Below are 22,108 nucleotides of genomic sequence, written 5' to 3'. Positions count from 1 at the left end.
ATTAAACGGAGGCGGTATGTTTCATTGTCCTAAATGTAAGCACTCGGCACATGCGCGAACCAGTCGCTATTTGAGTGAAAATACCAAAGAGCGTTATCACCAGTGTACCAACGTTGATTGCAGCTGTACGTTTGTCACCATGGAGTCGGTTGAGCGCCTGATTGCAGCCCCTGGCATGCCAGAGCGTGCCCGGGCGCCCTCGGTGAACCGCAGTTAGCGATAGCCGCATCAGTCAAAAAAACCGCCTCGTGCGGTTTTTTTTATCCCTGTAACAACTCAGCGATACCGCCATTTCATCGCCACTGCAAATTGAGCCAATAAAAAAGCCACTCATGTGAGTGGCTTAATTATATGATACTAAAGCTAAAATTTGGTGGCCCCTGCTGGACTTGAACCAGCGACCAAGCGATTATGAGTCGCCTGCTCTAACCACTGAGCTAAGGGGCCGTGGCGGTGGATTATAATGTAACTCCCCGCAGCAATCCAGCCATTCACACCCGCCTGCTGTTTTTATAAACAACGCATAATCAATCCTTTATACTTCCATGATGATGTATCAATCGGGAGTAAACATGATCAACGATATTCTGGCCCCGGGACTACGGGTGGTCTTCTGCGGGATCAACCCCGGTAAATCCTCGGCGCATACCGGTTTTCACTTTGCTCATCCGGGGAACCGCTTCTGGAAAGTGATCTACCAGGCCGGGTTTACCGACCGGTTACTCAAGCCTGAAGAGGAGCAGCATCTGCTGGATACGCGCTGCGGGATCACCATGCTGGTGGAGCGACCAACTGTGCAGGCGAGCGAAGTCAACCTGCATGAACTGCGCACTGGCGGGCGGGAACTGATTAAGAAGATCGAAGACTACCAGCCTGCCGCGTTGGCGATTCTGGGCAAACAGGCCTATGAGCAGGCGTTCAGCCAGCGCGGGGTGAAATGGGGGAAACAGGCCATCACCATCGGCGTGACGCAGGTATGGGTGCTGCCAAACCCGAGCGGACTTAACAGGGCAACGCTGGATAAACTGGTGGAAGCTTACAGGGAGCTCGACGAGGCACTGGTGGTGCGGGGGCTTTAGGGGGCTCTGCAGCCTGATGCCTCGTCCTGGCCCTCTCTCACAGGGCTGAGGGTTCCCCAGTAATTTTATTACCGAAAGCGACGAATGTTGTTTCAGGAAAATTAATGACTTACAGCGACGCCCTGGTCCGGCTGTAAATCGCTGAGGCGTTTCCTGCAGGCCGGGGCGAGGCGCATGGATGCGCCGAGAGGGCGGCTTTACAGGGACGTTACCTCCGCCCGTCCCCGATAAGCCGGAAGGAATAAGCCGAAGGTACCGCGAAGCGGCGATTTACCGCCGGGAGCCCGGGTCGCCAGGGTGGTGGCGATTGAGCCACCCTGGCACGTTCATGGGTCATGTTGTTACAGAGTAGCAAGGAACATAAAGTGAACGGAATTACCTCTACAGCAATATGTTCCCCCTCACCCCAACCCTCTCCCTCAAGGGAGAGGGGGTCCTCCGTGCAGGTATTATTTTATGGGGATCCCTCAGCCCACAGGGAGAGGGAATAAACAAAAAAAAGCTCCCGATTGGGAGCTTTTTGCTGTTTACCTGGATTAATCGTCCAGGAAGCTACGCAACACTTCAGAGCGGCTCGGATGGCGCAGTTTACGCAGCGCCTTCGCTTCGATCTGACGGATACGTTCGCGGGTCACATCGAACTGTTTACCCACTTCTTCCAGCGTGTGGTCGGTATTCATATCAATACCGAAACGCATACGCAGTACCTTCGCTTCTCGGGCGGTCAGACCAGCCAGCACGTCGTGCGTGGCAGCACGCAGGCTCTCGGTGGTGGCAGAGTCCAGCGGCAGCTCGAGGGTAGTATCCTCGATGAAATCACCCAGATGCGAATCTTCATCATCACCGATTGGTGTTTCCATGGAGATTGGCTCTTTGGCGATCTTCAGCACTTTGCGGATTTTGTCTTCCGGCATCAGCATGCGTTCAGCCAGCTCTTCCGGCGTCGGCTCGCGGCCCATCTCCTGCAGCATCTGGCGGGAAATACGGTTGAGCTTATTGATGGTCTCAATCATATGCACCGGAATACGGATGGTGCGCGCCTGATCTGCGATAGAGCGGGTAATCGCCTGACGGATCCACCAGGTCGCATAGGTGGAGAACTTGTAACCACGACGGTATTCAAACTTATCTACCGCTTTCATCAGACCGATGTTGCCTTCCTGAATCAGATCCAGGAACTGCAGACCGCGGTTGGTGTATTTCTTGGCGATAGAGATAACCAGACGTAAGTTTGCTTCAACCATCTCTTTCTTCGCACGGCGGGCTTTCGCTTCACCGATGGACATACGACGGTTGATGTCTTTAACCTGCTCAATGGTCAGGCCGGTCTCTTCTTCAATCTGCTGCAGCTTCTGCAGACCGCGATGCACGTCTTCTTTCACGTCGTGCAGTTTTTCAGACCACGGCTTGTTCATCGCGATAGCCGCGTTGAACCAGGTTTCGCTGGTTTCGTTGCCGGTGAAGAGGGTGATGAAGTTCTTCTTCGGCATTTTGCACTGCTCAACGCACAGCTTCATGATGATGCGTTCCTGGGTACGTACGCGATCCATCATCACGCGCATGCTGTTCACCAGGTAGTCGAACTGTTTTGGCACCAGGCGGAACTGTTTGAAGACTTCAGACAGTTTCAGGATCTCTTCCTGGGCAGCAGCGTGACTGCGACCTTTGGCTTTGATGGTGTCACGCGTCACTTCGTACTGGGTACGCAGTTCGGCGAACTTCTCACGTGCCAGTTCCGGGTCGATGCTGTTGTCATCATCGGCGCTGTCGTCGTCGCTCTCTTCTTCATCTTCGTCTTCGTCGTCATCCATCTCTTCCTGAGACAGTTCAGAACCGACGTGAGTGGCGGTTGGCGCCATATCTTCTTCAGCGTTCGGGTCGACAAAACCGGTGATCAGATCGGACAGGCGCGCTTCTTCCGCTTCAACACGATCGTACTGCTCCAGCAGATAGGTGATCGCTTCCGGGTACTCAGCAACAGAGCACTGAACCTGGTTGATCCCGTCTTCGATGCGTTTTGCGATGTCAATTTCGCCTTCGCGGGTCAACAGTTCAACGGTACCCATTTCGCGCATGTACATGCGGACCGGGTCAGTGGTACGCCCGATTTCAGATTCCACGCTGGACAGTACCTGTGCAGCAGCTTCTTCCGCATCTTCGTCAGTGTTGTTGGAGGTTTCAGCCAGCAACAGATCATCGGCATCCGGTGCTTCTTCCATCACCTGAATGCCCATGTCATTGATCATTTGGATGATGTCTTCGATTTGATCTGAATCGACGATATCTTCCGGCAGATGGTCATTGACCTCGGCATAGGTCAGATAGCCTTGCTCCTTACCACGTTGGACAAGAAGTTTCAGCTGTGACTGCGGGTTTTGCTCCATAAGACGGTATCCACACTTAATTCGTTTGATTGGTGTCGGCGATGGTTTGCCAACCTTTAAAGCGAGGGCGTACTTATATTTTTGCCGCTGCCTCTCAGTGCGGCTGCCGGGGGCTTCCCGATCGATATTCGGCACTTAAGCCGTTAAATTCTTTTATTTCTTCGCCAGTTCCTGGTTAATCATCCACAGTTCCCGGCGTTCTTCGCTGCTTAAGCCGTGTGTGCGCTCGCGAGCAATCAACTCTTCCTGGCGCAACTCAAGCATCGAATCAAACATATGGTTGAGTGAGTCGGTGAACGTTTTTTCTGCAATGTCCTTATCTGCTATATCGTCCCACATCGACAATTTTTCAAGGGTAGCGGCCTCTTTTGTGCCGCGATAATGTTCTAAAAGTTGTCCGGTGGTCAGACCTGGCTGAGACAAACATGTGTTGACCAGTTCTGAAAATAAGCCCAGCCCGGGCAATTTTTCGTGGTTCAAACCCGCCAGCGATGGCACTTGCGGCGCAAGTTCGGGGTTTTGGACCAGTAACCCTATCAGTATACGCATGGTTGTGCGTTTTAGCTGAGGCGCGGGGCGAACCGTGCCGTTTTCAGCCTGTTTTGGCATTAAACGTTCAAGCTGGCTGTCATCCAGAATGCCGAGCTTGTTGCCTAACTCCTGACGCAGATAGATGCGCAGCGTTTCGCCGGGCACCTGGCTAATTAATGGCAGCGCCAGCGTGCTGAGCTGCGCGCGCCCGTCAGGAGTACTCAAATCAACCTGCGGCATCAGGCTGTTAAACAAGAACGTGGAGAGCGGCTGAGCCTGCTCCATCCGCGCTTCAAACGCCGCTTTGCCCTCTTTACGCACCAGCGTATCCGGGTCTTCACCGTCGGGCAGGAACATAAAGCGTAACTGCCGCCCGTCGGTCATATAAGGTAGCGCAGTTTCCAGCGCACGCCAGGCGGCATCGCGCCCTGCACGGTCACCGTCGTAACAGCAGATGACGTTGTTGGTCACCCGAAACAGCAGCTGAATATGATCGGCCGTGGTGGAGGTACCCAACGAGGCCACCGCGTAATTGATGTCGTACTGCGCCAGCGCAACGACATCCATATACCCTTCGACGACCAGAAGGCGCGGAGGTTCCGCATTCGCCTGCTGCGCTTCATAAAGGCCGTAAAGCTGGCGGCCCTTATGGAAAATGTCGGTCTCCGGGGAGTTGAGGTACTTGGGCAGCGCATCACCCAGCACGCGTCCCCCAAAACCAATCACCCGGCCACGCTTGTCGCGGATCGGGAACATCACCCGTTCGCGGAAGCGGTCGTAGCTTCGTCCCTGGTCGTTGGTGACCAGCATGCCTGCGTCGATCAGCGATTTACGATCTTCGCTATTGCCGCCAAAACGCTTTAACACGTTGTCCCAGCCGGGCGGGGCGTAACCAATAGCGAAACGCGCAATAACATCGTCGCTCAGTCCGCGCTTGTTCAGATATTGGCGCGCAGGCTCAGCCGCAGAGTGCTTAAGAGACTGTTGGTAAAACGAATTCAGGCCATCCATCAGTTGATACAGCGTTTGACGCTGATGGCGCTCTATCTGGCTTGGTCCACTGCCCGCTTCATACGGCACTTCAAGGTTGTGCATCGCGGCCAGCTCTTCGACAGTTTCAACGAACTCGAGCTTGTCATAGTTCATTAAAAAATCGACGGCATTACCGTGTGCGCCACAGCCGAAGCAATGGTAAAACTGCTTTTCACCGTTGACGGTGAAGGAGGGGGTTTTTTCGTTATGGAAAGGACAGCACGCATGGTAGTTCTTGCCCTGCTTTTTCAGCTTTACCCGCGCGTCGATGAGATCGACGATGTCGGTTCTTGCCAGCAGGTCATTGATGAAAACGCGTGGGATTCGTCCGGCCATATGCCCCAAAAGTTTTTAGCAACTCATAAACGAAAACAAGCCGCGCATTCCTTCCGGAAGCACGGCCTTACGACTATTACTCTGTCTGTCAATTGAGGACTATCGCCCTCAACGGATTAGTACAGACGAGTACGGCGTGCGTTTTCGCGAGCCAGTTTCTTCGCGTGACGTTTCACTGCAGAAGCTTTAGCGCGCTTACGTTCAGTCGTTGGTTTTTCATAGAACTCACGACGACGAACTTCAGCCAGAACACCTGCTTTCTCGCATGAACGTTTGAAGCGACGCAGTGCTACGTCGAACGGCTCGTTTTCACGTACTTTAATTACCGGCATGTAACTCTCACCTTTGATAAATTCGGTTTGCCGCTGGCATCAACGCCAGCTTATTTCAAAATGGTGCGGAATTTTACTGCAAATGCTGCTGCTTTGTAAAGCACCGACGCGTTTTTGAAAGGGACTTTTATAAGGGGGAAGAGTATACACGAGCGGATGTCCTGGGGCGAACAAAGTTTTACATCAACCCGCCCAGGCTCTACACTGCGCGGTACTGAAACGAGGTAAAACAAGTCATGCGTGTACTGGGTATTGAAACATCCTGCGATGAAACCGGCATCGCCATTTACGACGACGAAAAAGGGCTTCTTGCCAACCAACTGTATAGTCAGGTGAAATTGCATGCTGACTACGGCGGCGTCGTGCCTGAACTGGCCTCTCGTGACCACGTGCGTAAAACGGTTCCCCTGATTCAGGCGGCGCTGAAAGAGGCCGGATTGAACTCAACTGATATTGATGCCGTCGCCTACACGGCAGGCCCGGGTCTGGTCGGCGCGCTGCTGGTCGGTGCCACGGTGGGCCGTTCCCTGGCCTTCGCGTGGGATGTTCCGGCCATTCCGGTTCACCATATGGAAGGGCATCTTCTGGCACCGATGCTGGAAGAGAATCCGCCCGAATTCCCGTTTGTGGCGCTGCTGGTCTCAGGCGGCCATACCCAGCTGATTAGCGTGACCGGCATCGGCAAGTATGAGCTGTTGGGCGAGTCGATTGATGACGCCGCCGGAGAAGCCTTCGACAAAACCGCCAAGTTGCTCGGTCTGGATTACCCGGGTGGCCCGATGCTGTCAAAAATGGCGTCGCAGGGCACGGAAGGGCGTTTTGTCTTCCCGCGTCCGATGACCGACCGTCCGGGGCTGGATTTCAGCTTCTCTGGCCTGAAAACCTTTGCCGCCAATACCATCCGCAATAATGACGACAGCGAGCAGACCCGTGCGGATATCGCCCGTGCGTTCGAAGATGCGGTGGTCGATACGCTGATGATCAAGTGCAAACGCGCGCTGGATCAGACCGGTTTTAAGCGCCTGGTCATGGCGGGTGGCGTTAGCGCTAACCGCACGCTGCGCACGAAGCTGGCGGAGATGATGCAAAAACGTCGCGGGGAAGTGTTCTATGCGCGTCCGGAATTCTGTACCGATAACGGGGCGATGATCGCCTACGCCGGAATGGTACGCCTGAACGCTGGCGCAACGTCCGATCTTAGCGTCTCCGTGCGTCCTCGCTGGCCGCTGGCGGAGTTGCCAGAGGCGTGACAATTCACCGCCCGAGTGTCAGACATTCGGGCGGAGATAAGCAGGCAGTGAAGATTCATTACTCTATTAGAGCAAATTATTTTATAACACCCGCATTTTCACCGACTCAATAATTCAACGGATATTTTTATTTTATTCGTTCCTTGCTTAATATTGCCTTATCATGGTTGACATATTTCCCAATCTATTTTGACTAATTTTACCCTGCGTTTTTATTGGCTGTGATGGGGAGTTAATTCATCCTGTAAAAAGGAACTCCCTCATCAAAATGTCATAAAGGAACGTTGGCGAAATGAAAAAAAGTCTTCTCTCACTCTTAATTTGTGCGGCAGTAACATGTTCTGCCTTTGCTGAAACCACGCCACAGGCAGAGTTTGCCCAGGACGGCGAATCCTATATTGCGATTGTGGTGAAGCTGAAGCCGGGCAAACCGTTGCTCAAATCCACCAGTACAACCACAACCACGGCAAATACGCTGACGCTGAGCGACCCCGCTCTGGTGTCGACCAGTATGTTCCGTCCAAATAAACTGCGCAGTACCCAATCTGATGAGTTTGCACAGCTGAATGCACGCTACGGTTTTGATCGTTATGTGCGGATTGATTTGCCGGAAAATAAAAGCACCGATAAAAATTATATCAATCGCGTCATTACGGAACTGGAACAAAACCAGAATGTGGAAATGGTCTACCCGGAAAGCGTCCCGGTATCATTAGATAAATACAGTGGTGAAGAACATCAAAATAAGCCACCATTAAAATCAACGGTGCAAAGCTCGGTGGGGGCATCGTCAGTACCAGACTTTCGTAGCCAGCAATATTACACTAAATCGCCCACTGACAAACGTCAGGGCTATTATATGGGCGGCGTCAATCGGGACAGTGTTAATAAATATCCTGGCAACGAGGGGGAGGGTGTCACGATTATCTCCATGGAGAACGATATCTGGAACGTCAACCATATCAACCTGCCGAAGCCAGCTCTGATTCAGGGCAGCAATAAATATATTGACGATCATGATACGGCTTCAGTGGGGATTATGGCGGCAAGAGACATTGGCGCAGGCGTCCGTGGGCTTAGCTGGAAAAGCCGCGTGGGCTTCAGCGACTGGCACTATAACAACCTCTATAACATGATCCCGTTGCTCAAAGCAGGCGATGTCGTACAGATTGGCATGCAGACCGGCGGCGGGGAGATCACAGGGTGCACCACAACCTGCTACGTGCCGCAGGAGAATGTGCAGAGCTACTACGACATCATCAAGGCTCTCACCGATAAAGGCGTCTATGTCATTGAAGCGGCAGGGAACGGCAACGTTAACCTCGATCATAGTGCGTTTAACGGTAAATTTGACGTTAATGTCCGCGATTCCGGGGCCATCATTGCCGGTGCGTTTTGTGCGAAGGAGGGTAAGAGAGCCTACTTCAGTACCTACGGATCGCGCGTCACCAGTTCGTCATGGGGATGCTGGGATGTGGTCAGCGCGGGCTTTGGCAACCTTTATAATGCGCCAAACGCACAGTATACGTCGACGTTCGCCGGCACGTCGTCCGCGAACCCGATTATTGCCGGCGTGGTCGCGAGCCTGTCGGGCATCGCGAAAGCCAACGGTATCACCGTGACGCCGCGTCAGATGCGTCAGATTCTGGCGGAGACCGGTACGCCGCTGGCGAACGGGGAGTCGGCGAAAGTGGGTACACAGCCTGACATGGAGCGCGCGGTAGCCCGCATTATGGCGCTGAAAGACGGTAACACGCCTGTCGCGCCGGCCCCAACGGCTGCGGCAGGGGCAGATTACACCATGGTGTCTCCGGCCACTGGCGTGAGCACCTACCCGCTGGACGGCAGCAAGAGCCTGAATGCCAAATCCTATAACTGGAGCGTGACGAAAGGGGCTGAAACCTTCTCACTGGAAGCGAAACTGAACGGCACGCTGGTGAAGAGCGTGGATAGCGCGCATGCCTATGCCGTCATTCCTGCCAACAGCGAGGGAGAAGCGGTCTTCACGCTGACCACAACCGGCGCAGACGGCCGTACCGCGACGGACAGCATGACCATTAAGGTCACTAAGCCTGCGGTACCCGAGAAAGACGACACCCCGGCAAAAGACGATACGCCGGTAAAACCTGCCGCACCGGCCTATAACGCCAAAATTGCTTACCCGACCAAATGCACCAAAGTCTCTTACAACGGTAAAATTTGGTTCAACCAGTGGTATGTCAACCCGGGCCAGGAAACCCCGGGAACCGGCGGGCAGTGGGGCGCATGGCGTGAACAGGGCGCTTCCAATAACAGCTGTAAATAACCCACACGGCCTGGCATTGCACCAGGCCGGTTTATTCAGATCCGCAGCATGCCTTTTTCTTCCAGAAACGCAATAATCGTCGCCAGACCATCCCCCGCTTTCAGGTTGGTAAAGGTCCACGGACGCTCGCCGCGCATGCGGTTGGTGTCGCGCTCCATCACCTCCAGTGAGGCGCCAACGTAGGGGGCCAGGTCGGTTTTATTGATCACCAGAAAATCGGATTTGGTGATCCCCGGCCCGCCCTTGCGCGGGATCTTCTCCCCTTCGGCCACGTCGATCACGTAAATGGTCAGATCCGCCAGCTCCGGGCTGAAGGTGGCGCTCAGATTATCGCCGCCGCTTTCAACGAAGATCAGATCCAGGTTACCGAACTTCTCACTGAGCGCTTCCACTGCGGCCAGGTTCATTGACGCATCTTCGCGGATGGCGGTGTGCGGGCAGCCGCCGGTCTCCACGCCGACGATGCGCTCCGGCTCAAGCGCGCCTGCTTCGGTCAGGATGCGCTGATCCTCTTTGGTGTAGATATCATTCGTCACCACCGCCAGGTGATACGTGTCGCGCATTGCCTTGCAGAGCGCTTCCAGCAGCGCGGTTTTACCCGACCCCACCGGGCCACCCACGCCCACGCGCAGGGGATGTTTGTAATCAGCCATGTTGCTTCCTCAGGAACGGAATAGTCGTGAATATTGTGTTTCGTGGCGCGCAGAGGCGATGGCGGACAGCGGCGTCGCCGCGCCCAGTGCCTCATCGTCACGTAAAAATGCCTGTTCAAACCCGGCGGCAAAATGATCGCTGAGTTCGATAATCAGCTGCTGCGCGGCCTGTTGCCCAAACGGCACCAGCTTGACGCCGGCCATCACCGCGCTCTCAATCCAGCTGTAGCCCAGACTCAGGGCCATCTCGTGCGCGCTAATCCCCCAACGCACGCCAAGCCACGCCATGCCGCTGAGCTGGCTCTGCATAAACAGCGGCTGCCACGGGGCCGGACAGTCCGGCTCCCAGCTTTTGATGAGCCGCGTAAAGGCGGCGCCGCGATTGCGTTCTTCTTCCCGCAGTTCACGGGTTTCCCGACAGGCGAGCAGATATGACGTCCAGCGTTTTGCTGCCGCCAGATCGCCCTCTTCACAGGCCCGGTAGAGCCGGGCAAACAGCGGCAGGTCGACGCAGAAAAAGCTCTGCTCCATCTGCAGGGTTTGCCAGTTTTTGAACGCCTCTGCGTCGGTAACCCAGTCTGTCTCGACGGCCCACTCCAGCCCCTGTGACCAGGTAAACGACCCGACCGGCAGGCTGCTGCTGGAGAGCTGCATCAGGCGCAGACGCTGGCGGGCGAGCTCCATCAGCTCATCAGCGCCAGCAGGGCAGAGACGATAAGCCCGCCGCCAAAAGTTTTACGCAGTCCGTCGTGGCGGCGCAGCAGTAACCCCGCGGCGAAGCTGGCGCACAGCACCGTGGCGCTGGCCAGCATAAAGCCGCTGGTGAAGAGCCAGAAGCTGTGGCCGGACATCTCCACCCCGTGCGCCCAGCCGTGGAACATCGCCAGGGCAGGCACCGCCAGCAGCAGACGATTTTCGGTTTTAAACATCATCACGCCGCAGACGCCCAGCGAGGCGATAATCAGCATCTCCATGCCGCTAAAGCCGCCGAGCAGGCTGCCTGCAATGGCACCGACGAGCATCATCCCGAGGGTGGCAAAAGGCAGCAGCAGCTTGCGGCCGCTCAGCGCGGAGAGCACGCCCGCACCGGCAAGCATCAGCAGGTGATCAAGTCCGGTCAGTGGGTGGAAAAAACCAGCATAGAAGCTGTCGGCACCGTGTCCCGGATGTGCCAGCGCAGGCAGGGAAAAAGCCAGCAGTAACAGGGGTAAGTACTTGCGCATGATGAATCCTTAATGTGAATGAGCGTGAGCGTGGCTATGACTGTGGGCCTCGCTGGTGTAGGCCCCCGCTTCGGGTTCAAACGGCAGGCTGGCAAAGGTCACTTCCAGCCCAAACTGGCGCAGCATGTCGTCGAGGACATGATCGTGGTGATAGCGCAGCTCGCCGGGCATGATTTGCAGCGGCACGTGGCGGTTACCCAGGTGGTAGCAGGCGCGGGCGAGCAGGAAAGGATCGTCGCAGCGCACCACGGAGACGGACTCCGGGGCGGCAATCACTTCGATCACCTCGCTGCCGTCTTCGTTACAGAGCAGGTCGCCGCCGCGCAACAGTAAACCGCGCGGCAGCATCAGCCCGGCTTCGCGCCCGTCGTTCAGCGCCACGCGGGCGCGGCTTTTCACCCGCACGTCAATCGGCAGCGTGACGCTGGCGGTGATCGGATGCGCATGGTCCAGGCGTTGGGTTAAATAGATCATCATCACTCCTCAAAACAGGAAATAGCGTTGCGCCATCGGCAGAACGTCAGCCGGTTCGCTGGTTATCAGTTCGCCGTCGACGCGCACTTCATAGGTTTGCGAATCGACGGTGATATTTGGCTGCAGGCCGTTGTGGATCATGTCGGCTTTTTTCACCGTCCGGCAGCCTTTGACCACCGCTGTGGCGCTCTGCAGGTTGAGCTGTTGTGCCATTCCCAGCGCGTCAGCAGCCTGCGAGACAAACGTCAGCCGGGTGGCGTGGCGTGCGGCACCCAGCGCACCAAACATCGGGCGGTAGTGGACCGGTTGCGGCGTGGGAATCGAGGCGTTGATATCGCCCATCGGCGCGCAGGCGATCATCCCGCCCTTGACGATGGTGGCGGGTTTCACGCCAAAGAACGCCGGGGACCAGACCACTAAATCCGCCAGCTTGCCCGCCTCGATGGAGCCCACTTCGTGGGCGATACCGTGGGTCAGCGCCGGGTTAATGGTGTATTTGGCGACGTAGCGCTTCACGCGAAAGTTGTCGTTATCGCCGGTTTCTTCCGGCAGTGCGCCGCGCTGCACCTTCATGCGGTGCGCCACCTGCCAGGTGCGGATAATCACTTCGCCCACGCGGCCCATCGCCTGGGAATCAGAAGAGGTCAGCGAGAATGCGCCGATATCGTGCAGCACATCCTCCGCGGCGATGGTTTCCCGGCGAATACGCGATTCGGCAAAGGCTACGTCCTCGGCGATATCCGGGTCGAGGTGGTGGCAGACCATCAACATGTCGAGATGTTCATCGATGGTATTGACCGTATAGGGCAGCGTCGGGTTGGTGGAGGAGGGCAGAATATTGGGGTGTGCGCAGGCGGTAATAATATCCGGCGCGTGGCCACCGCCTGCTCCTTCGGTGTGGAAAGTATGGATGGTGCGCCCGCCAATGGCGGCCAGCGTGTCTTCGACGAAACCGGATTCGTTCAGCGTGTCGCTGTGCAGCGCCACCTGAATGTCCATCTCTTCCGCCACCTCCAGCGAGCAGTTGATGGCCGCGGGCGTCGCGCCCCAGTCTTCGTGGATCTTAAGTCCGATGGCACCGGCGACTATCTGCTCGCGCAGGGCATCCGGGTTTGAACCATTACCTTTGCCGAGCAGGCCGATATTCACCGGCAGGGTATCGGCAGCCTGCAGCATACGGGCGATATACCACGGTCCCGGCGTGCAGGTGGTGGCGTTGGTCCCTGCCGCAGGTCCCGTACCGCCGCCGATCATCGTTGTGACGCCGGAAACCAGCGCCTCTTCGGCCTGTTGCGGGCAGATCCAGTGGATGTGGGTGTCGATCCCGCCAGCGGTGACGATCTTCCCCTCGGCGGCAATCACTTCCGTTGCCGCACCAATCGGGATCGTCACGCCGGGCTGAATGTCGGGGTTCCCGGCTTTGCCCACGGCGAAGATCCGCCCGTCCTTGACGCCGATATCGGCTTTCACGATCCCCCAGTGATCGACAATCAACGCGTTAGTCAGCACCAGATCCACGCAGTCTTGCGCGGTCATCTGCCCCTGGCCCATGCCGTCGCGGATCACTTTCCCGCCGCCAAATTTAACCTCTTCGCCGTAGACGGTGAGATCGTCTTCCACTTCGATCCACAGCTCACTGTCGGCTAATCGTACTTTATCGCCGGTGGTGGGGCCGAACATATCGGCATAAGCCTGGCGCGAAATTTCAGCCATTTTTCACTTCTCCCATCACGTCACCACGGAAACCGAAAATGCGCTGCGCCCCGGTGACCTTAACCAGCGTCACTTCGCGCTTCTGGCCAGGTTCGAAACGCACGGCGGTGCCTGCCGGAATATTCAGCCGGTAGCCTTTGGTGGCTTCCCGGTCAAACTTCAGCGCCGGATTCACCTCGTAAAAGTGGTAGTGCGATCCCACCTGGATCGGCCGGTCACCGTGATTTTCGACGATGACACGCCGGGTTTCGCGCCCGACGTTAAGGGCAATAGTGCCGGGTTGGATCTGATACTCGCCAGGGATCATCACGCGCTCCTTAGACGATCGGGTTATGCACGGTGACGAGCTTTGACCCGTCGGGGAAGGTGGCTTCCACCTGAATATCCGGGATCATCTCCGGTACGCCCTCCATCACCTGGTCGCGCGTCAGGACGTGACGGCCCGCTTCCATCAGTGAGGCGACGGTTTCGCCATCGCGCGCGCCTTCCATAATGAAGGCGCTGATCAGCGCGACCGATTCCGGGTAGTTGAGCTTTACCCCGCGCGCAAGGCGGCGTTCGGCAACCAGCGCGGCGGTGAACAGCAACAGCTTGTCTTTTTCTCTGGGGGTCAGTTCCATAACGTTTCTCTTATGTCTGCCAGATACGCGGCGAACAGGCGGTTTTGGTGGTGAGGAGCGGGCGAAGCGATTGCCAGATATCGCGCATCACCCGCTGGCAAATCAGGTTGTCGTGGGAGAGAAAACGCACCGACAGCAGGCCATCGGTGAGCGTTGCCCCGGCATAATTTTCCAGCGGTGCGAGCCGCTCGCGCACCGCGTCGAGGTGATCATCGGCAGCCGGATAGAACAGCAGCGTGCCGATCCACGGATGTCCGGCGACGGGCGTGAGATCGCCGTCGCTAAGATGCTGGCGCTCAATCAGGCGCGGCTCGTCATCTACCCACACCTCAAGACGGCTCTCCAGCGTGCCGTGGCTGAAGGTTTCGTTTATCACCGGGCGGCCCAGGCAGTACAGCTCCCACGCCAGCAGCGTGCTGGAGGCCTTCAGGTGGAAGACGGAGCGCAGTGCGGCATTCGCACCGGGAAAAATAATGGTGTCCTGCGGCAGCCATTCCAGGGTGGCGTCTTCATCGAGATAAAAGTGCTGGCTCAGACGGGCCTGCGGGCCGCTGCTGCGATAGAACTTGCTGGCGCCGGGCATGGTGATAAGCGTATGGCTTTTGGCGTCCAGTTGCACGGAAATATCCAGCGTATCGCCCCCCACGATCCCGCCGGGCGGATGGAGAAGATAGAGGTGGCAGGTTTCACCTTCGGGGTAAAACGGACGCTGAACGGTGAGCGGCCCGACGTGATGAGCGGAGTACAGGAGGGTTTTCTCAGGGGTGTGACAAAACTGCAGGGCAAGCGATGCCTGCCAGCCTTTATACGTATTATCAGTCACCTGAGCTGCTAACATGCTGCTTCCATCTGCTCATCATCGGGATACGTTTCAGTATGCCCTGGCAGAATTGAAGGCTGTCATATGAGTCGCTTATGGATGGCGTTTAAGACGAAACCAAAAAGCACGCCCCGGGGACGTGCTTTTTAACGAGGATCGCGATGCTGTTATTTCAGGTGCTCATGCAGCGCTGCGCCGGCCTGCTCAAGGGCAACCTTGACCGTCGGCTCTTCGCTCAGTGGATTGAGCAGGCCGTAATCGTGGATCATGCCGTTATAGCGTGTGACGGTCACCGGGACGCCAGCTGCATCCAGTTTACGCCCGAAGGCTTCACCTTCATCACGCAGAACGTCAAGTTCTGCTGTCTGAATCAGCGTCTCGGGGAAGCCTTTCAGCTGCGCGGCGCTGGCGCGAAGCGGAGAGGCCAGGATATTGTTGCGATCGTCAGCGCGGGTGGTGTAGTTATCCCAGAACCATTTCATCATGTTTTTCGACAGGAAATAGCCATTTTCGAACTGGTTATACGAGGCAGTATCAAAATTCGCATCGGTCACAGGCCAGAGCATGACGTTGTAGCGAATTTTTGGCCCATTAAATTGTTTTGCCTGCAGCGCCACGGAAGCCACCATATTGCCGCCCACACTGTTACCGACCAGACCCAGACGGCTACCATCCACGCCAATTTCCTGACCGTGCTCGGCTACCCATTTTGTCGCTTCATAGGCCTGATTGATTGCCACCGGGAAATGGGCTTCAGGTGACGGTGTGTAATCGACATAAACCGCAGCGGCGCCGGAAGCGCGAACGAGGTCGCGGATTAAACGTTCGTGGGTTGGGAAATCACCCAGCACCCAACCGCCGCCGTGAAAGAACATAAATGCCGGGAGCGTGCCGCTCGCGTTTTCAGGTTTCACTATTTTCAGCTTGATCGCCTGACCATTCACCTGGATCGTTTTTTCTGAAACGTCAGCGGGGGGAAGTTTTGCACCCTGCTGCGCGCCAATCAATACCTGACGTGCTTCCTGCGGGGTCATCTGTTCCATCGGTTTCCCTTTCCCGGCATTCAGAACATTAAGAAATGCCTGCACGCCCGCGGTCGGGGTTGGGGTATTGCTGGTTTGAGCGGATGCCGCGGCTGACGCGAAGACGGAAGAAACCAGGATGGCGGTCATTGTTTTCATGGTAGTACCTCTTTAAGCGAGTATTGAACAGTTACCGTATTAAGTAGTGCGCTACTTAGTTGTTGTTATAATACTTGCGCGCAAGATACTTTTAGTCAAACTTTATTTATAATTTTTTTTAGATAACAGCTTCAGGGTGGATACAAAAATGAAAGAAAACAAAACATTAGATGATTTACTTTGCTTCTCCCTGTACTCGGTTACCAATGCGTTCGTTCGACAATATCGCCCCTTGCTGCAGGAGCTGGACCTCACTTATCCGCAATTTGTTGTTTTGATGGCCCTTTATGAGAAAGACAACATCCCGCTTCGCGATCTGAGCGATAAGACGTTTTTTGATTCGGGTACATTGACTCCGCTCGTACAAAAGCTTGAGGCAAAAGGATTTTTGAACCGTGTTGCCGTGGCTAATGATGAACGGATGAAACACGTCGTTCTGACCGATAAGGCGAATGAACTTAAAAAGCAGGTGATGGCGCTGCCAGACCGGATTCGCTGCAGCATGCGGATGAATGATGATGAGCTTGAGACGCTAAAAAAACTCTCCAGAACGCTGCTGGAAGATTTATAAAAATCCTTCGGTGGGCTGACCCCACCGAAGTGATGCGTAATTACCGATAATCCTCCGCATCCACATCATACCCGGACGGCTCCCAGCGGATCGCCAGCAGTGAGGCCAGCCCGATAAACGGCGCCAGGGCGATCACCCAGAAGACGGCGGTATCCAGTGAGGCTACCAGCAGCGGGAACAGGAACAGTGACAGCGTTGAACTGCTGCGCATCAGCGTCTGGTTAAGGCCTACGCCCACGCCGCGCAGCGAGGTCGGGTAGCTGAGGGAAGCGAACGTCATGGTGTGCGCGCCTGGCCCAAAACCCTGACCAAACAGGAACAGCGCCAGCATGCCGACGGCAATCACACCCTCTGCCGCGCCCTCAGGCCGCCCTATCAGCGCCAGCCCAAGCAGTGCTACCAGCTGACAGGCGTAGCCCGCAAGTGACATTCGCCAGGCGCCGAAGCGCGGCACGTAGCGGACCGCCAGCAGTCCGCCAACGAAGGCAAACAGCAGGTTAAGCGCGAGCGAAATCAGAATGGTGGTCAGCATCGACTGGACAAAGAAGCTGGAGATGATCACCGGAAGACCAAACGCCACGGCGTTATAGGCGAAGGAAGAGACCACCGACAGCAGCGTGGCGAGCGTGGTGCGGCGTAAATAGATGCCCCGGAACAGGTTCAGGTAGTTCGACCATTTTGCCTTATTGACCACCGGCGCGGGCTGGCTGAGCGCGTCCTGCGGCACGTGGGCATTGATGTTATACGACTGACGTAAAATAGACGCCGCCTCTTTCAGGTTGCCCTGATTTGCCGCCCAGACCGGCGATTCGCTCATATAGCGACTGCGAATGGCGATAATCACCAGCGCAGGCACCGCACCAAAACCGAGGATTAAGCGCCAGAGCCAGTCGCTGTGGCTTGCCGGCAGCACGGCGTAGAAGAAAAGCACCAGCAGGTAAGAGATGCTGATGGCGGCATACCAGGTAGGGCACCACATTGCGACGCTGGAGGCCTTATTACCCGGGCCTTTGAGTTTGGCAAACTCGCTCAGAAAGGCCATCGCCACGGGGAGGTCGATCCCCACGCCGAGCCCCATCACAAAGCGCGCACCCGCCAGCACATATTCGTTTGGTGCCAGTGCGCAGGCGATAGCGGCGACGACAAAGAACACCATGTCGGCCATAAAGACGCGGTAACGCCCGATTTTATCCGTAAGATAGCCGCCAAGCAGCGCCCCGACGATAGCACCAAAGGTAATGGCCGAGGCCACCATGCCGGTGCCTGCAGGGGTTAAATTGAATTCGCGGGTAATGTCTTTGATGCCAAACGCCAGTGCGCCGAGATCGTAGGCATCGAGGAAAATCCCTCCCAGCGCGATACCGACCACAATACGGGCGTTGGTGCGGCCCTGAGAACCGTCGTTAACCAGACGTGAAACGTCCGATGCGTTACGTACCCACTTGATGTCGCCATCCGGGGTGTTTCCTGCCGTTGCAAGGGGAGTGGTGTCTGTGATTTCTGCCATTTTCTTTTTGTGTGGTTGTGTTGTGTCTCTAACAGTTACCACAGGCAGAAGATGACCAAAATCACATTTGGTTATAAGGCATAACTCTCCGCTACTCGGGATCTTTTTTCTTTCGCTTGAGCTTCGTCCAGATTTTGGTCTCCTGACGACGCCACAGACGCTGAATATTATCGTGATGACGCAGCAGGATAAGGCAGGAGAGCATCGACACCGGGAAGGTGAACTGGGGTTTGAACCACCAGACGTAGAAGGGGGCAATCAGCGCGCTGACGATGGCGCCCAGCGACGAATAGCCGCTCAGAAGGATGGTCAGCAGCCAGGTGCCCGCCATCACGCCGGTAAGATCCCAGCCGATGGGCGCGATGGCACCAAAGGCTGTCGCGACGCCTTTGCCGCCTTTAAAACCGAAGAATACGGGCCAGATGTGGCCGACACAGGCGGCGATGGCAATAAGCCCCAGCCAGAACGGAGTAACGCCCAGCGCATACGCGCCCCAGACGGGTAACATCCCTTTCAGAACGTCAAAAATCAAAACCGCTACGGCTGCTCCCTTGCCGCCAATTCGTAGTACATTGGTCGCTCCCGGATTCCCGGAACCACTTTCGCGCGGGTCAGGTAACCCGGCAATGCGGCAGACCAGAATGGCGCTGGAGATTGAGCCGCAAAGGTAGGCGAGGAGAATCATTCCAGGCGCGATTGCACTCATAACGCTGTTCCGTTTAGAAAATGTATCTGTATTCTCAGCATCTGTGGATAATACGCATAATTCACCGGAAGTGGTATCCGGTTTAGCCAAAAAGCAGGCAGGTCGTGATGGATATTGTATTTATAGAGCAACTTTCGGTAATCACCACTATTGGTGTTTACGACTGGGAACAGACCATCGAGCAGAAGCTGGTGTTCGATATCGAAATGGGCTGGGATAACCGCAAGTCAGCGAAGAGTGATGACGTAAATGATTGTCTGAGCTATGCCGACATCAGCGAAACGGTCATTGCCCACGTTGAAGGGCAGCGTTTTGCGCTGGTAGAACGGGTGGCGGAGGGGGTGGCCGAACTGCTGCTGACCAAATTCAACTCGCCGTGGGTGCGCATTAAGCTGAGCAAGCCAGGCGCGGTGGCGCGTGCCGCTAATGTGGGCGTCATCATCGAGCGTGGCACAAATCTGAAAGGAAAGATTTAACGTCATAATAGCTAAACCATTTTAGGTTATATCGGTCTTAAAGCTGTATCTTTCACGGTAGCTGTTGGGGCGACCGTTTTTTTTATATTTTTTTAGGGGTTTATAGATGAGCGATATGCACTCGCTGCTGGTGGCGGCAATTCTGGGTGTGGTCGAAGGATTGACGGAGTTTTTGCCGGTTTCCAGTACGGGCCATATGATTATCGTTGGCCATCTGCTGGGCTTTGAAGGCGATACCGCAAAGACGTTCGAGGTGGTCATTCAGTTGGGTTCCATTCTGGCTGTGGTCGTGATGTTCTGGCGGCGTCTGTTTGGGTTGATCGGTATCCACTTCGGGCGTTTGCCACAGCGTGAAGGTGAGAGCAAGGGCCGCCTGACGCTGATTCATATCCTGCTCGGGATGATCCCGGCAGTGGTGCTGGGGCTGGTTTTCCACGACACCATCAAATCGCTGTTTAATCCGATTAACGTGATGTACGCGCTAGTGGTCGGTGGTTTCCTGCTGATTGCGGCGGAAGTGCTGAAGCCAAAAACGCCGCGCGCAGAAGGCCTGGACGATATGACCTATCGTCAGGCCTTTATCATTGGCTGTTTCCAGTGTCTGGCACTGTGGCCGGGCTTCTCCCGTTCAGGAGCAACGATTTCCGGCGGGATGCTGATGGGTGTAAGCCGTTACGCGGCATCTGAGTTCTCGTTCCTGCTGGCGGTGCCGATGATGATGGGCGCCACCGCGCTGGACCTCTACAAAAGCATTGGCTTCCTCACCACGGGCGACATTCCGATGTTTGCTGTCGGCTTTATCACCGCCTTTATCGTGGCGCTGATTGCCATTAAAACCTTCCTGCAGTTGATTAAGCGTATCTCGTTTATCCCGTTCGCCATCTACCGCTTTATCGTCGCGGCTGCCGTTTACGTGGTCTTCTTCTGACCGACTGCCCTCAGTCTTTTGGCTGAGGGCAATGCTTTTCCTTCCAGTCTGATACCGCCTGAATTCGCCGTCTGGTGAGCTCCTCCCGGATCTCGGGACCTTTAAAGCCCGCGTCGACAACATCTTTCGTCGGTACCGCTTTGGCCACCGCCCACGCTGCGCGCAGCAAACGCCCCTGCGGGTAGTCGCAGGCTTCAAACCCGGTACGCCCGCGCACGTCAGCTTCGCTGGTGAGCGCGATCTGCTCGACGCGCTGGGGTTTACGCCAGGCATCGATGTTATCGAACAGTTTAACGATGGTGGCCGGTTTCAGGAGCGGGAAGGTGTGGATAAGGTCGTGGAATTCGGCCACCAGTTTCGCCAGATCGCGGATCTCGTTCGGCACCCGCAGGCGCTGGCACAGCCCCTCGACCAGCTTTACCCCTGCCGGGCCGTGCCCGTGGTGGCGAGGCCAGAATTCTTTTGGCGTTAAGCCTTTGCCAAGATCGTGGCACAGGGTGGAAAAACGCACGTCCACCTCCGGGCTGAGCATGGCCGCCATACTGAGCGTCATCAGGGTGTGCACGCCAGTGTCGATTTCCGGATGCCATTTTGCCGGGGCAGGTACGCCAAACAGCGCGTCTATCTCCGGGAACAGCACCTTCAGGGCGCCGCAGTCGCGCAGCACCTGGAAAAAGACCTGCGGGTTGCGGGTGGTGAGGGCATTTTCCGTCTCTTTCCAGACGCGCTCTGGCGTCAGGTGTTCCAGCTCGCCCGCCTCGGTCATGGCGGTCATCAGCGCCATCGTTTCATCGGCAATACGGAAACTGAGATGGGCGTAACGCGCGGCAAAGCGCGCCACGCGCAGCACCCGGAGCGGATCTTCAGAAAAGGCCGGGGAAACATGACGTAAAAGACGGTTGCGCAGATCGTCCTGGCCGCCATAAGCGTCTACGATCTGGCCGTTCTCGTCCTGCGCCAGCGCGTTGATGGTGAGATCGCGGCGCAGCAGATCTTGCTCCAGCGTGACGTCCGGCGCGGCATAGCAGGTGAAGCCGGTATAGCCGGAACCGGATTTCCGTTCGGTACGCGCCAGAGCGTACTCTTCGCGGCTTTGCGGATGGAGGAACACGGGAAAATCGCGGCCTACCTGCTGGTAGCCCGCGTCGAGCATCTCTTCGGGGGTGGCGCCTACCACCACCCAGTCTTTATCTTTGACCGGCAGACCTAACAACGCATCACGTACCGCACCACCGACCAGATAACTCTTCACGCCTTACACTCCCGTTTTCTCTTTTCCAGGATCATACGTAAGTCTGGCAGAGAAGACGAGTTAGTTCATCCAGCGGTCTTTACGCTTACGGCTTGGGATCAGGTGTGGCAGAACGAGACCCAGTACCAGACCGACGCCCAGCACGCCGCCGCCATACATAAACCACTGCATGATGATGGTGCGCTGTTTGTCATCGAGCTGCAGATTGGCGGCATTCACTTTCTTCTGCGCCACAATCAGCTCATTCTTCAGTTTCTGGTTCTCTTCTTTCAGACCGTTAATCACGCTGTCGCTCTGCGCGACTTTCTGCTGCATTTCCGCGGTACGCTGGTTCCAGGTGCCGTCAATGTTGTTCAGCTTGTCGGTCAGGGTTTTCACCTGGTTTTCCAGATCCGGCACGCGGGTGCGCAGGCTTGGCACGGTGCTCAGCTCTTTCAGGGGGATCCAGGACGTACGGCCGGAACTGTCGCGAACCTGACCATAATTGGTCTCCGCGTTGGTCTGTAACAGGGTGACTTCCTCGCCGGCATTTACCGTACCCACGAGGCGATAATTATCTCCGGGGCCGCTACGTACCCAGGTGTTCAGTTCGTCAGAAACGTAACGCTTTTCTTCAGCGTGGACCGCAGTCGCGGCGCTAAAAGCGAGTAAAGTAAGTCCAATCAGGCGTAATTTAAGCATATCAGTCGTTATTTTCATAAATAGTGGAACGATAGTAGTGGCATCAGTGTCTCT

General features: G+C 56.2%; 23 protein-coding genes and 1 tRNA gene. 7 read left to right on the top strand and 17 right to left on the bottom strand.

Annotation, left to right across the window (positions count from 1 at the left end; genetic code table 11):
• Positions 1-16 precede the first annotated feature (16 nt).
• The gene (locus tag ACTJJI_RS14710; RefSeq protein ID WP_014833326.1) at positions 17-217 is read left to right on the top strand and encodes an ogr/Delta-like zinc finger family protein; all 201 of its coding nucleotides are present in this window, start codon (positions 17-19) and stop codon (positions 215-217) included.
• Positions 218-371: 154 nt separating this feature from the next.
• Here ACTJJI_RS14710 and ACTJJI_RS14705 read toward each other — a convergent pair.
• Positions 372-447 (bottom strand) — tRNA-Ile (locus ACTJJI_RS14705).
• Between the two features lie 125 nt (positions 448-572).
• Here ACTJJI_RS14705 and mug point away from each other — a divergent pair.
• On the top strand, positions 573-1,079 hold the full coding sequence (mug, locus tag ACTJJI_RS14700) for a G/U mismatch-specific DNA glycosylase (RefSeq protein ID WP_020689452.1): 507 nt from the start codon (positions 573-575) through the stop codon (positions 1,077-1,079).
• 536 nt (positions 1,080-1,615) lie between these two features.
• Here mug and rpoD read toward each other — a convergent pair.
• The 3 genes from rpoD to rpsU all read right to left on the bottom strand — a co-directional run bounded on the left by rpoD (position 1,616) and on the right by rpsU (position 5,694).
• The gene (gene rpoD, locus ACTJJI_RS14695) at positions 1,616-3,463 is read right to left on the bottom strand and encodes an RNA polymerase sigma factor RpoD (protein ID WP_013098777.1); all 1,848 of its coding nucleotides are present in this window, start codon (positions 3,461-3,463) and stop codon (positions 1,616-1,618) included.
• A 153-nt stretch (positions 3,464-3,616) separates the two neighbouring features.
• A complete protein-coding gene (dnaG, locus tag ACTJJI_RS14690; RefSeq protein ID WP_014833324.1) occupies positions 3,617-5,362 on the bottom strand; it encodes a DNA primase in 1,746 nt (581 codons plus the stop codon).
• Between the two features lie 116 nt (positions 5,363-5,478).
• Positions 5,479-5,694, bottom strand: coding sequence for a 30S ribosomal protein S21 (gene rpsU, locus ACTJJI_RS14685; RefSeq protein ID WP_001144069.1), 216 nt, complete (start codon positions 5,692-5,694; stop codon positions 5,479-5,481).
• A 236-nt stretch (positions 5,695-5,930) separates the two neighbouring features.
• Here rpsU and tsaD point away from each other — a divergent pair, with 236 nt between their 5' ends.
• Entirely contained in the window at positions 5,931-6,944 is a 1,014-nt protein-coding gene (tsaD, locus tag ACTJJI_RS14680; RefSeq protein ID WP_014833323.1) for a tRNA (adenosine(37)-N6)-threonylcarbamoyltransferase complex transferase subunit TsaD, read from the top strand.
• 292 nt (positions 6,945-7,236) lie between these two features.
• Complete coding sequence (locus ACTJJI_RS14675) at positions 7,237-9,249, top strand: S8 family peptidase (RefSeq protein WP_440654609.1); 2,013 nt, start codon at positions 7,237-7,239, stop codon at positions 9,247-9,249.
• Positions 9,250-9,284: 35 nt separating this feature from the next.
• Here the strand turns inward: ACTJJI_RS14675 and ureG are convergent, their stop codons facing one another.
• The 9 genes from ureG to ACTJJI_RS14630 form a co-directional block, all read right to left on the bottom strand.
• Positions 9,285-9,902 (bottom strand): urease accessory protein UreG, encoded by a 618-nt coding sequence (gene ureG / locus ACTJJI_RS14670; RefSeq protein WP_003862566.1) that lies wholly within the window; start codon positions 9,900-9,902, stop codon positions 9,285-9,287.
• Between the two features lie 9 nt (positions 9,903-9,911).
• Positions 9,912-10,586: an urease accessory protein UreF gene (locus ACTJJI_RS14665; RefSeq protein ID WP_194515981.1), complete on the bottom strand. Its 675-nt coding sequence runs from the start codon at positions 10,584-10,586 to the stop codon at positions 9,912-9,914.
• Positions 10,586-11,125 (bottom strand): HupE/UreJ family protein, encoded by a 540-nt coding sequence (locus tag ACTJJI_RS14660; RefSeq protein ID WP_440654606.1) that lies wholly within the window; start codon positions 11,123-11,125, stop codon positions 10,586-10,588. The genes ACTJJI_RS14665 and ACTJJI_RS14660 overlap by 1 nt, the downstream gene beginning before the upstream one ends.
• A gap of 9 nt (positions 11,126-11,134) precedes the next feature.
• Positions 11,135-11,599, bottom strand: a complete 465-nt coding sequence (gene ureE / locus ACTJJI_RS14655; protein WP_014833318.1) for an urease accessory protein UreE — start codon at positions 11,597-11,599, stop codon at positions 11,135-11,137.
• Between the two features lie 9 nt (positions 11,600-11,608).
• Positions 11,609-13,312, bottom strand: a complete 1,704-nt coding sequence (gene ureC, locus ACTJJI_RS14650) for an urease subunit alpha (protein WP_348579597.1) — start codon at positions 13,310-13,312, stop codon at positions 11,609-11,611.
• Positions 13,305-13,619, bottom strand: a complete 315-nt coding sequence (locus tag ACTJJI_RS14645; protein WP_014833316.1) for an urease subunit beta — start codon at positions 13,617-13,619, stop codon at positions 13,305-13,307. The genes ureC and ACTJJI_RS14645 overlap by 8 nt, the downstream gene beginning before the upstream one ends.
• 10 nt (positions 13,620-13,629) lie before the next feature.
• Positions 13,630-13,932 (bottom strand): urease subunit gamma, encoded by a 303-nt coding sequence (locus ACTJJI_RS14640; protein ID WP_003862556.1) that lies wholly within the window; start codon positions 13,930-13,932, stop codon positions 13,630-13,632.
• Between the two features lie 10 nt (positions 13,933-13,942).
• Positions 13,943-14,770 carry an urease accessory protein UreD gene (locus tag ACTJJI_RS14635; protein ID WP_440654604.1) on the bottom strand — a complete coding sequence of 276 codons (828 nt, stop codon included), beginning with the start codon at positions 14,768-14,770 and terminating at the stop codon, positions 13,943-13,945.
• A 149-nt stretch (positions 14,771-14,919) separates the two neighbouring features.
• Positions 14,920-15,933 (bottom strand): alpha/beta hydrolase, encoded by a 1,014-nt coding sequence (locus ACTJJI_RS14630; RefSeq protein ID WP_440654602.1) that lies wholly within the window; start codon positions 15,931-15,933, stop codon positions 14,920-14,922.
• Positions 15,934-16,081: 148 nt separating this feature from the next.
• Here ACTJJI_RS14630 and ACTJJI_RS14625 point away from each other — a divergent pair, with 148 nt between their 5' ends.
• Positions 16,082-16,504 (top strand): MarR family winged helix-turn-helix transcriptional regulator, encoded by a 423-nt coding sequence (locus ACTJJI_RS14625; RefSeq protein WP_014833313.1) that lies wholly within the window; start codon positions 16,082-16,084, stop codon positions 16,502-16,504.
• Positions 16,505-16,544: 40 nt separating this feature from the next.
• On the opposite strand, the gene ACTJJI_RS14620 is transcribed toward ACTJJI_RS14625, so the two are convergent.
• Together ACTJJI_RS14620 and plsY are read right to left on the bottom strand one after the other, a co-directional pair.
• Entirely contained in the window at positions 16,545-18,011 is a 1,467-nt protein-coding gene (locus ACTJJI_RS14620; protein ID WP_063411992.1) for an MFS transporter, read from the bottom strand.
• 91 nt (positions 18,012-18,102) lie between these two features.
• Positions 18,103-18,717, bottom strand: a complete 615-nt coding sequence (gene plsY, locus ACTJJI_RS14615; RefSeq protein WP_014833311.1) for a glycerol-3-phosphate 1-O-acyltransferase PlsY — start codon at positions 18,715-18,717, stop codon at positions 18,103-18,105.
• A gap of 107 nt (positions 18,718-18,824) precedes the next feature.
• Between plsY and folB the strand changes: the two genes are divergently transcribed.
• The gene (folB, locus tag ACTJJI_RS14610) at positions 18,825-19,193 is read left to right on the top strand and encodes a bifunctional dihydroneopterin aldolase/7,8-dihydroneopterin epimerase (protein WP_440654598.1); all 369 of its coding nucleotides are present in this window, start codon (positions 18,825-18,827) and stop codon (positions 19,191-19,193) included.
• Positions 19,194-19,299: 106 nt separating this feature from the next.
• Complete coding sequence (gene bacA, locus ACTJJI_RS14605) at positions 19,300-20,121, top strand: undecaprenyl-diphosphate phosphatase (RefSeq protein ID WP_014833310.1); 822 nt, start codon at positions 19,300-19,302, stop codon at positions 20,119-20,121.
• A 10-nt stretch (positions 20,122-20,131) separates the two neighbouring features.
• On the opposite strand, the gene ACTJJI_RS14600 is transcribed toward bacA, so the two are convergent.
• Both ACTJJI_RS14600 and ACTJJI_RS14595 read right to left on the bottom strand, forming a co-directional pair.
• Positions 20,132-21,373: a multifunctional CCA addition/repair protein gene (locus ACTJJI_RS14600; protein WP_440654596.1), complete on the bottom strand. Its 1,242-nt coding sequence runs from the start codon at positions 21,371-21,373 to the stop codon at positions 20,132-20,134.
• A gap of 60 nt (positions 21,374-21,433) precedes the next feature.
• Entirely contained in the window at positions 21,434-22,054 is a 621-nt protein-coding gene (locus ACTJJI_RS14595; RefSeq protein ID WP_014833308.1) for a TIGR04211 family SH3 domain-containing protein, read from the bottom strand.
• Positions 22,055-22,108: the final 54 nt, after the last annotated feature.

The sequence above is a fragment of the Enterobacter sp. 22466 genome, from assembly GCF_052044775.1.
GTDB classification, from domain to species: domain Bacteria; phylum Pseudomonadota; class Gammaproteobacteria; order Enterobacterales; family Enterobacteriaceae; genus Enterobacter; species Enterobacter dissolvens.
Note: the sequence above shows the minus strand (reverse complement) of the source record. Positions and strands in the feature narration are given on the sequence as shown.

Coding starts and splice junctions, on each gene's coding strand:
- ACTJJI_RS14710 (WP_014833326.1), top strand. CDS start 17: ATGTTTCATTGTCCTAAATGTAAGCACTCGGCACATGCGCGAACCAGT.
- mug (WP_020689452.1), top strand. CDS start 573: ATGATCAACGATATTCTGGCCCCGGGACTACGGGTGGTCTTCTGCGGG.
- rpoD (WP_013098777.1), bottom strand. CDS start 3,463: ATGGAGCAAAACCCGCAGTCACAGCTGAAACTTCTTGTCCAACGTGGT.
- dnaG (WP_014833324.1), bottom strand. CDS start 5,362: ATGGCCGGACGAATCCCACGCGTTTTCATCAATGACCTGCTGGCAAGA.
- rpsU (WP_001144069.1), bottom strand. CDS start 5,694: ATGCCGGTAATTAAAGTACGTGAAAACGAGCCGTTCGACGTAGCACTG.
- tsaD (WP_014833323.1), top strand. CDS start 5,931: ATGCGTGTACTGGGTATTGAAACATCCTGCGATGAAACCGGCATCGCC.
- ACTJJI_RS14675 (WP_440654609.1), top strand. CDS start 7,237: ATGAAAAAAAGTCTTCTCTCACTCTTAATTTGTGCGGCAGTAACATGT.
- ureG (WP_003862566.1), bottom strand. CDS start 9,902: ATGGCTGATTACAAACATCCCCTGCGCGTGGGCGTGGGTGGCCCGGTG.
- ACTJJI_RS14665 (WP_194515981.1), bottom strand. CDS start 10,586: ATGGAGCTCGCCCGCCAGCGTCTGCGCCTGATGCAGCTCTCCAGCAGC.
- ACTJJI_RS14660 (WP_440654606.1), bottom strand. CDS start 11,125: ATGCGCAAGTACTTACCCCTGTTACTGCTGGCTTTTTCCCTGCCTGCG.
- ureE (WP_014833318.1), bottom strand. CDS start 11,599: ATGATCTATTTAACCCAACGCCTGGACCATGCGCATCCGATCACCGCC.
- ureC (WP_348579597.1), bottom strand. CDS start 13,312: ATGGCTGAAATTTCGCGCCAGGCTTATGCCGATATGTTCGGCCCCACC.
- ACTJJI_RS14645 (WP_014833316.1), bottom strand. CDS start 13,619: ATGATCCCTGGCGAGTATCAGATCCAACCCGGCACTATTGCCCTTAAC.
- ACTJJI_RS14640 (WP_003862556.1), bottom strand. CDS start 13,932: ATGGAACTGACCCCCAGAGAAAAAGACAAGCTGTTGCTGTTCACCGCC.
- ACTJJI_RS14635 (WP_440654604.1), bottom strand. CDS start 14,770: ATGTTAGCAGCTCAGGTGACTGATAATACGTATAAAGGCTGGCAGGCA.
- ACTJJI_RS14630 (WP_440654602.1), bottom strand. CDS start 15,933: ATGAAAACAATGACCGCCATCCTGGTTTCTTCCGTCTTCGCGTCAGCC.
- ACTJJI_RS14625 (WP_014833313.1), top strand. CDS start 16,082: ATGAAAGAAAACAAAACATTAGATGATTTACTTTGCTTCTCCCTGTAC.
- ACTJJI_RS14620 (WP_063411992.1), bottom strand. CDS start 18,011: ATGGCAGAAATCACAGACACCACTCCCCTTGCAACGGCAGGAAACACC.
- plsY (WP_014833311.1), bottom strand. CDS start 18,717: ATGAGTGCAATCGCGCCTGGAATGATTCTCCTCGCCTACCTTTGCGGC.
- folB (WP_440654598.1), top strand. CDS start 18,825: ATGGATATTGTATTTATAGAGCAACTTTCGGTAATCACCACTATTGGT.
- bacA (WP_014833310.1), top strand. CDS start 19,300: ATGAGCGATATGCACTCGCTGCTGGTGGCGGCAATTCTGGGTGTGGTC.
- ACTJJI_RS14595 (WP_014833308.1), bottom strand. CDS start 22,054: ATGCTTAAATTACGCCTGATTGGACTTACTTTACTCGCTTTTAGCGCC.